Genomic DNA, 5,496 nt, shown 5'->3' with positions numbered 1-5,496 from the left:
TACTCCCCTACTCCCCTACTCCCCTACTCCCCTACTCCCCTACTCCCCTACTCCCTCTTACTAACGAGAATAAGCTTGAACATATCTAAGTATCCCACGAGCGATCGCCTGTGCCATACGACTACGTTGACCAGGATCTGCAAGAATCCTAGAATCATAATTACCAGTAACAAAACCCACCTCTACCAATACAGCAGGCATCTTAGTCTTTCTTAGTACATAAAAACGAGCCCGCTTCACGCCACGATTATTCATTGTGGGGAAACTTTCCAACATACTATTCTGAATATATTGTGCTAGAGCTTGGCCACTTTGATAATAAAAAGTCTCTAAACCATTCACATCAGGACGACTCGCACTAATAGCATTAGCATGAATACTCACAAACAGATCGGCATTTACCCGATTAGCCAATTCTGCCCGTGGTGGTAAATCTAAATCCCGGTCTGTCTTACGAGTCATCACCACTTGTATATTATTCTGCTCCAGGATTTGAGCTACCTCCAATGACATGGGCAACACAATATCCTTCTCTCGCAGACCAAAACCCACTCCACCTAAATCCGTAGGTCCTCCATGCCCAGGGTCTATAACTATCATTAACCGTCCATCACGCTGAGGTAATCTATTATTCGGTAAAGGAAAGCGACGATTACCATTATTAGTATTAGAAGGGCGGTCGTTGCGACGAGGCCAGGGGAAAGGCCACCGTCTCGGAAGTAAATTCCCTGAAGAATTTCGAGGTAATCTATTCTGAGGAGAAGAATTTTGGGGTAATGAATTGTTTCCCCGTTGGAATAGTGAAGGTCTAGAATTAGAAGATTGCTCTCTAGGATCTGGCTGCCAACCAGGAGGAGTAGTGCCAATATTACCCCAACCCATAGGTAAAGATAACTGTTGTGGGGTAAGCTGAGTTACTTGAGCAATTTTAATATTAGTAGCAGGCTTAACCAGAATAGTTACTGTTTCTGGATCTTCTTGACGTATTTTTGCCCAAACTAGAGGACTGCCAACCCGTCTGCCAGGTAACTTTAACCGGTCATCTACCTTAGCACCATATATTGTAATTCCATAGGCATCCTCTTCAGAATCCCAACCACTCCTATAGTTCAGAGGTCGATCTCCTGTAATTACTAAGTCAGTACCATTTTTCAACTCTACTGACTTAACAACTGCAAAACCATTAGCTTGATTAATTGTTGGTGGTGTTTCTCCTTGAGGCCATATTGCTACTCCACCTGCATAAGCACGAGCTTGCCATTGAGTTTTAGTATCTGGAAGACTCACTGTCAAACGAACTACTGCAGGTGTTGTTGAAAGCTGAGTAAGTTGAGTAATTGTTAATCCAGATTCGTTAAATCTTTGATTTGACTTGACATCTTTTGCTGTGAGAGTAGCATTCAGAACATCAATGGTCATCCAAGTACGGTCAACACTCTGCTTAAGTTCTATTTCTGGTAGTTGACCGCTCGTTTGTAGAACTAATCCCTCTGGCTTTACTTGGACATTTTCTACAAGAGTTGGCGTACCAGTGGTAGCAACTTGATTAACAGGATTGGGGTTTCTTGGTCTTAGTATATTTTGATTACTTGGTCTCTCTATTCTGCGAGGAAGTAAAGACGGTCTTTGAGGTGGTAATGGTTGAGACTGAGAATTTTGAGGTAGTGCGGGTGGAGACTGAGGACTTTGAGGTAGTGCGGGTGGAGACTGGGAGCTTTGAGGTGGTGCGGGTGGAGACTCGGGTGTAAGGCTAATATCTGAACTAGAGGTAATTTTTTGAGGTGTGGGTATTTGTACAGTCCATTCGCTAGGAGAGATACCCCGAAATTGTACCTGTTTTGGATCTAGAGTATAGCCATTATTTAATTCTACGACAATCCGAGCTGTTTGAGAATTAAATTGTCCTACTCTAACTGCCTTAACTGCTCCACCGACAACTTGAGAAGTCCTGATACCACCTAAAGTTGTGCCAGGCAAATCTATAACTAAGCGAGTTGGGTTAGTTATGAGTTGTGCTTTTGGCTGAACACCTCCTTCAGTAGTAAAGGATAGTCGATTCTGATTTGCTTGAAACTGCCAAGATTCTAGGGTAGCAGCTTCCGTAGGACTTCCAAGTACAAAAACACTGAGTATACTTGGAAGTAGATAGCGTACCATTAGGTTTTTTCCCATCTGGTTACTTTTTAGAGATATAAAACGATTTCCTGGATATATATTTTTCATATGCAAGTTTAATACTTTTTGAACTCTTCTAGATATAGATACCTAGATATATAGATGTATTGATATATCCCTGATAATTTTTGGCGAACAGAATAATCATTAACCTGTAGAATTTACTCATACACCAGATTTACACTTCAATAATGACTTTTAGCATAACTCGAGGAACATACTATCATATAACTTTCTAAATAGTTGTCAGTTATTCCAGATAAATTTGTCAATTTGGACAATTTTTTTGATTTTTTGTCCGTAGCTGCGGGTATTATAGCGGTTTTCTGTTGTATTGATTAGAGTGAAGAAGTTTGATGATGATATTACTGTATTTAACTAGATATCAGCGCTTCAGCATTTTCCGTACCGGAATGATCCGCAAATAGCTTTGTGATTTTTGACCGGAGCTATGGGTCAGAAGTCAATAATCAGGAGTCAGGAGTCATATCAAATCCGGTAGCATCGGTGTAATTAGATGGGGAGTAGGGGAGATGGGGAGATCGAGAAATATTTGGTAATGGTTGAAGATGGAACATTTTTTTAACCGAATTAAACGGATTTGATATCAGGAGGGAAGAGAATTGAGAAAGATTTGCATATTGGCGCTTAGATGAAAAGTTTTTTATACCGAATTAAGTGGAGCTGATATTATGCATTCGCTTTTGATACAACTGTGCCTATGCTAATTGATTGGAGTTTGAACTAGCTATTAGCTTGAGTGTATTCAGCTACTGCTGATTGCTTATTTGAAGCTGTCAAAAATAAAAAGATGAGGATGCTAATTTGAAAGCTGCATGGTTAATTTCAGACCATAAAAATGGGAAATAACTTTATAAACTTTGAGGCATTTCTGCGATCGCACCATAGTTTGAGAATTTGTAGTGACTTTAAAAGCTCTTTAGACATCTCCAAAAATTAAAAATAAAATCAATTCTTATCCATAAATTATCAATTATTCTTCCCTGTTCCCAGCTCCGGTGTTCCCTGTTCCCTCTTTTCTGGAGATGTCTTTTGCATCTTGAGAAATCATACTAAAGTGTATCCAGCAATCTCTACCCTTTTGTTTAGCTTCATATAAAGCTCTATCAGCTTGGCCAATAAATGAGTGGAGTGTTCGATCAAATGAAGGAATTTGAGTCGCAACACCAAGACTGATAGTAACTATTTGTTCTTTCCCATTAGAATGAGAAATACCTAAAGCTTTAATAGCTGATTGAATCTGTGCTGCTACTTCACAAGCCTTACTTTGGTCAGTATTTGATAAAATTACAGCAAACTCTTCGCCCCCATAACGAGCTAGTAAGTCTGCCGGACATTTCAAAACCCCTTGAGCTGTATGAGCTATTTTCATCAAACATTTGTCTCCTTCTTGATGACCGTGAACATCATTGTATAGTTTGAAATAATCCACATCAAGCATAATGAGAGATAAAAATTCCTTTTGTCTTGCCATTCGTCGCCATTCTTGGTCTAAAAATTCATCGAAGTAACGGCGGTTAGGAATTTGAGTTAAACCATCAAGTCGAGCTAGACGTTCTAATTTGAGATTTGCTTGTTTAAGTGCATGCAGGGTGTTACCTAACTCATCTGCTTGTGAGCGAGTTTGAGCGAGTAGATGGGAATGCTCTAAAGCAACACTAAACTGAGCTGCTAATTGTTTGACAAATCTAATTTCAGTAGGAGTCCATTCACGGCTATTTTCACAATGATGAATACAAAGCAGTCCCCACAGTTTTGAACCCATCATTAAAGGCATAATAATTTGTGCTTTAATTTGAAATTTTTCTAAGATTTGAATATGACAATCTTTTAAACCAGCATTATAAATATCTGTCAAAACTTGCATGCGTCCCTGTTGATAATAGATTGCATACTGTTCGCCAAAACAATAATCGTTGACTTTGATCGAAAGCGTAGAATCATACATGGGTAAAACGCTTTCAGAAACAAACTCTCCATAGCAGTAGTTACTTTCTGGGTGGAAGCGGAATATTCCTACGCGATCGCTCTCGAGAGCTTTTCTAACTTCTTTGGCAGTGGTTTTAAATAAGGTATTGAGGTCAAGAGATTCACGAATTTCTGAAATTAAATTGAATAAAATCATTTGTTGCTGGCTAGCTGCTCGCAAATCTTTTGCTGTTTGTTCGACTGCAGCTAGTTGTTCTGCTTGCTGCACTGCGAAGCCCAGTTGAACAGCTATTTGAGTCAAAAAATTTACTGCTGTAGTTTCCCACTCACGGGGTTTGGAATGCTGATAGGCAGTCAGAATACCCCATAGTTTTTGTTTGACAAAAATGGGAGCAGTGGCATATGCTCGGATGTGAAATTGTTCTAATATTTCAATATGGCATTGGGATAACCCTGCTTGATAAATATCTTTTACTACGAGTGTTTCATTACTGCTATAGCGACCACCTTGATTCTTTTGAAGATAACAATCATTCCAGACAGTGCTTTTGTATGTAAATTCTAGTTCATCCCAACCAACTTCAGCAAATTCAAAGTCACCGACAAATTCGCCTTCCCAGTCTTCATTAAAACGATATACTGAGACTCGTTCCACACCTAAAAGTCTACAAGTTTCTTTTGTGGTTGTCTGAAATATTGTTTCTAGGTCGAGAGATGCTCTAATTTTGCTGATAACTCGATATATTGCTTTCTGTTGTGCATAGATTTGCTCTAGTTGCTCAGTTTTTTCGTGTAGTTGAGCTTCTAAATTATCAATAGTAGGTAATCTCAATAACCTAGATATTTGATTAATAATTTGACGGCCGATAGTAGGTAATATAGATTGAGGTATTATTTTATTCATCAGAATTTTCTATAAAAAATTATAAGCTAAATATAGCACTTTAAAAAAAAAGTCTGTGTAACCGTATTCTATTAGATATTGATATTTTTTTATTGAAAAGCGGAGCCATTGAGTATTTAAATGTGAATAATTTTATACCTAATTTAGATATCAAATCCGCTGGCTAAGATTCCCGATCGGTCGGAGCATTCTAATTCCCTTTGTTACCATACTGTCTGTAAGGGCAAACTTTAGGAAAAACCTAAAATTATCGACTATTAAGCTGTTCAGCATTTATAGCAGTTTTCACTCGTATTAACTACAAACTTTCAAAAAATATGCCCATTGTTTTTCAATCTCAAACAATGAACAATTAATAGTTAAAATCAATAAAAATGTAGTAAGCATTTAGACATCAGCTATGAGTTATTAGCTTACAGCGCTTTTCATTTGAGTAGACCACAAAATTATTTTTGGCACTTAGAGTA

2 protein-coding genes are annotated in these 5,496 nt (G+C 38.3%); both read right to left on the bottom strand.

Annotation, left to right across the window (positions count from 1 at the left end; all coding sequences use genetic code 11):
• Positions 1–60 precede the first annotated feature (60 nt).
• On the bottom strand, positions 61–2,157 hold the full coding sequence (locus tag AC3DU7_RS23660) for an N-acetylmuramoyl-L-alanine amidase (RefSeq protein ID WP_488041751.1): 2,097 nt from the start codon (positions 2,155–2,157) through the stop codon (positions 61–63).
• Between the two features lie 1,012 nt (positions 2,158–3,169).
• Positions 3,170–5,029, bottom strand: coding sequence for a sensor domain-containing diguanylate cyclase (locus tag AC3DU7_RS23655; RefSeq protein WP_488041750.1), 1,860 nt, complete (start codon positions 5,027–5,029; stop codon positions 3,170–3,172).
• Positions 5,030–5,496: the final 467 nt, after the last annotated feature.

The sequence above is a fragment of the Okeania sp. genome (assembly GCF_983059655.1).
Note: the sequence above shows the minus strand (reverse complement) of the source record. Positions and strands in the feature narration are given on the sequence as shown.